Here is a 4329-nt window from a genome sequence, read left to right on the forward strand (position 1 = left end):
GTCTTCCCTCCGCCGGCGCCGCGCTGGTGGGTTGTTGGGGGGGGGGGGGGCGCGGGGGTGTGGGGGGGGGGGGTGGGGGGGGGTGGCGCCCCCCCCCCCACGTCCGGTCGATCCAGAGCGGGAGTGCCGGGGCGGACACGGGTTACGGTCGCCAGGAATTCAACGTCCGCGCCCGCGCGTGCCGGTGCTCACCAGCCGATCCACTCGTCGACGATGCCCGCGATCCTGGCGAGCACCGCCGGGTCGGTCATGCCGAGGTGGGGGGCGTCGACGTCGACATTGGCGACCTCCCCGCGCACCAGCGAGGCCCAGCCCTTGTGCCCCTGCGCGTCGGGCCTGCGGTCCTCGGTGGCGGTGAAGTACAGCATGTCGGCGTCCACCGTCCTCGGCTGCCATTCCGAGGCCGCCCTGATCGACATGTTGTAGGCGTCGGTCATCCGCTCGAGCAGCGCGGCGTCGACTCCGAGGTCGGTGCCGAAGTGCGCGCGGATCGCCTCGGCCGCCTCCTCGGCGGTGGCGTCGGCGTCGATGAAGTCGATGCCGAGCACCGGGCCGAGGTTGCTGATCAGGTCGCCGGTGGTGACGGTCCTGACCATGGACGGGTCGAAGCCGTCGGCCTCGGAGTCCAGCAGCGCCAGCAGCGCGACCTGCTCGCCCGCCTCACGCATCTGCGCGGCGACGGCGTGCGCGATCTGACCGCCGAGCGACCAGCCGAGCAGGTGGTACGGACCGTGCGGCTGCACCGTTTTGATCTCCCCGTAGTAGCGCCGGGCCAGTTCCTCGATGCTCGTCGGGCCGGGTAGCTCACCGGCGAGCTGCGGGGCCTGCAGCCCGTAGATCGGCCGGTCGGAGACCAGGTACTCGTCCAGCGGGCGGTAGCACCAGGACAGGCCCGAGGCCGGGTGCACGCAGAACAGCGGCGGCAGGCTGCCCCTGGAGCGGATCGGCAGCAGCACCTGGAAGCCGAGGCCGGGGCCGGTCGGGGCCTCCACGCCCGAGCGCATGCCCGATTCGATGCGCTTGGCCAGCTCGGCCGGGCGCGGGTCGGACAGCATCCAGCTCACCGGCACCTCGTAGTGCAGCTCCTTTTTCAGCTCGCTGACCACCTGCACCGAGCGCAGCGAGTTGCCGCCGAGCGCGTAGAAGTCGTCGTCGGCGCCGACCCGCTCCACGCCGAGGACGTGCTCGAAGGCGCGGGCGACCTCACCCTCCAGCCAGGTGGCGGGCTCACGGAACTCGGTGGAGCCCAGCTCGGGCGCCGGCAGTGCCTTGCGGTCGAGTTTGCCGGAGGCGGTGAGGGGCACGGTGTCCAGCACCATGACGGTGCCGGGCACCATGTATTCCGGCAGCTCGGTGGCCGCGTGCGCGAGCACCGCGTCCACGTCGACGACAGCGCCCGCGGCGGGCACGAGGTAGCCGACCAGGCGGGCCGCGGGCCCTTCGCCGTGCACCGCGGCGACGGCCCTGGCGACGGCCGGGTGCTCGGCGAGCACGGCCTCGATCTCGCCGAGTTCGATGCGAAGGCCGCGCAGCTTGACCTGGAAGTCGGTGCGGCCCAGGTACTCCAGCTCACCGGTGCGCCGCCAGCGCGCCAGATCGCCGGTGCGGTAGAGCCGTTCGCCCGTGCCGAAGGGGTCTGCGACGAAACGTTCCGCGGTCAGACCGGGGCGGGCGTGGTAGCCGCGGGTCACCTGCGCGCCCGCCAGGTACAGCTCGCCGGGCACCCCGGGCGGCACCGGCCGCAGCCGGGGATCGAGCACATAGGCGCGCACGTTCCACACCGGGGCGCCCATCGGCACCGCGCCCTGCTCGCCGGGTCGCACCGCGCGCGCGGTGGAGTGCACGGTGAATTCGGTGGGGCCGTACAGGTTGTGCAGCGCGCCCGGTGGCACCACGCGCTCGGCGGCGGCGACCACGTCGGCGCCGAACGCCTCGCCGCCGACCAGCAGCGCCCGCAGCGAGCGCAGCGACGCGGCGGGGGCGGCGTCGGCGAACGCCGCGAGCATCGACGGCACGAAGGAGGTCGCGCTGACCCGGTGGTCGGCGATGACCTCGGCCAGGTAGGCCGGATCGGCGTGCCCGTCGGCGCGGGCGACCACCATACGGGCGCCGGCGAGCGGCGTGGCGAACAGTTCCCACACCGACACGTCGAAGGTGGCGGGCGTCTTGTACAGCACCGTGTCCGTCTCGGTGAGGCCGTAGGCGCCGATGATCCAGCGCGCCTGGTTGAGCACGGCACGGTGCGGCACCGACACGCCCTTCGGCCTGCCGGTGGAGCCGGAGGTGAACAGCACATAGGCGACGTTCTCCGGGCGCAGCGGGGCGATCCGGTCGCGGTCGGTGACCGGGGCGTCGTCGAAGCCGGACGCGTCCAGCTCGTCGAGATCCGACACGACGAGCACCGGTTCGGCGGTCGCGAGGATGTAGTCGACCCGCACGGCCGGGTGGTCCGGGTCGACCGGCACGTAACCGCCACCGGCGGCGTGCACCGCGTACATGGCGATCACCTGGTCGAGACCGCGCCGCATCCGCAGCGCCACCAGCGATTCCGGTCCGACACCGCGGGCGATGAGCAGGCGGGCCAGCCGGTTCACCCTGGAGGCGAATTCGGCGTAGGTCAGCGCGCGGCCCTCGGCGACCACGGCGACCCGGTCGGCGTGCTCGCGCACGGCGGCGGCGAAGGCCGAGGCCAGCGTCTCGTCCGGGTCGAGCGGGTGGTGGGTGGCGTTCCAGCGGGTCAGCACCGCCCGCCGCTCGTCCGGCTCGAGCAGGTCGACATCGTGCACCGGCTGCGCCGGGTCGTCGGCCACGGCGCGCAGCAGCCGGTGCAGGCGGTCCAGCAGCGCGGTGACGGTGTCGGGATCGAACAGGTCGGTGGCGTAGCTGATCCCGCCGTCGAGACCCGAGGGCGCGCCGGTCTCGTCGTAGTGGTCCGAGACGGTGACCTGCAGGTCGAACAGCGAGGTGCCGGTGTCGGCACCGACCGCGGAGACCGAGAGCTCGGGCAGCTCGAAGTCGGCCGATGCCACGTTCTGGAACGCCAGCATCACCTGGAACAGCGGGTGGTGGGCGTGCGAGCGCACCGGGTTGAGTTCCTGCACCAGGCGTTCGAACGGCACATCGGCGTGCCCGAAAGCCGCCAGGTCCGCCGCGCGCACGTGCCCGAGCAGATCGGCGAAGCTCATGCCGGGCCGCACCCGGGTGCGCAGCACCAGGGTGTTGACGAACATGCCGATCAGGTCGTCGAGCTCGGGCTCGCCGCGACCGGCGTAGGGGGTGCCGACGGCCACGTCGTCGGTGCCAGCCAGCCGGGCCAGCACCGCCGCCAGCGCGCTGTGGAAGACCATGAACAGGGTGGCGTTGTGTGCCCTGGCCACCCGCTGCAGGTCGGCGTGCAGGCCTGCGTCGACGGTGAACGGGATGGTCGCGCCGCGATAGGACTGCACCGGCGGCCGGGGCCGGTCGGTGGGCAGTTCCAGCACCGCGGGCAGGTCGGCCAGCTCGTTCGTCCAGAAGTCGATCTGGGCGCGCAGCAGCGAACCTGGATCGTCCTCGGCGCCGAGCACGGTGTGCTGCCAGATCGCGTAGTCGGCGTACTGCACCGGCAGCGGCGTCCATGCGGGCGCCTCGCCCTGCCTGCGGGCGGTGTAGGCGATCATGACGTCGCGGGCCAGCGGCCGCAGCGACGAGCCGTCGCCGGTGATGTGGTGCATGACCGCGGCCAGCACCCGGTCGCCGTCGCCGAGGTCGAACAGCCGCAACCGGAACGGGACCTCGGAGGTCACGTCGAAGGTCTGCGAGACGAATTCCGCGACCGCCTCGTGCACCTGCGATTCGGTGATCCGCACGACCGGGAGCTGTGGCGCGGACTCGGCCGCGGGCAGCACCACCTGGGCGGGCTCGCCGCCTGCGTGCGGGTAGACGGTGCGCAGCACCTCGTGGCGGGTCACCACGTCGCCGACCGCCGCGCGCAGCGCGTCCAGATCGAGCTCGCCGCGCAGCCGCATGACGATGGGGATGCTGTAGGCGGGCGAGTCCGGCTCGAAGCGGTTGAGGAACCACATCCGCTGCTGGGCGTAGGACAGCGGGATGCGCGGCGGGCGCGGCTGCGCGGTGAGCGACACCCGCCCGGCATCGGCGTGCGATTCCACCCGGGCGGCCAGCCGGGCCACCGTCGGGGCCTCGAAGATCATCTGCACCGGGACGGTGGTGTCCAGCGCGGCCCCGACCCTGGCGGCCACCCTGGTGGCGACCAGGCTGTTGCCGCGGAGCTCGAAGAAATCGTCGTCGGCGCCGACGGCCCGGTCGAGGCCGAGCACGTCGCCGAAG

1 protein-coding gene is annotated in these 4329 nt (G+C 73.1%); it reads right to left on the minus strand.

Going from position 1 to position 4329, the window contains the following annotated elements; translation table 11 throughout:
* Nucleotides 1-188: 188 nt before the first annotated feature.
* A partial coding sequence (locus tag QH283_RS03190; protein WP_280501520.1) for an amino acid adenylation domain-containing protein occupies nt 189-4329 on the minus strand: 4141 nt, incomplete at its 5' end.

The sequence above is a fragment of the Nocardia farcinica genome (assembly GCF_029867845.1).
In the GTDB taxonomy this organism is placed as follows: Bacteria; Actinomycetota; Actinomycetes; order Mycobacteriales; family Mycobacteriaceae; genus Nocardia; species Nocardia farcinica_A.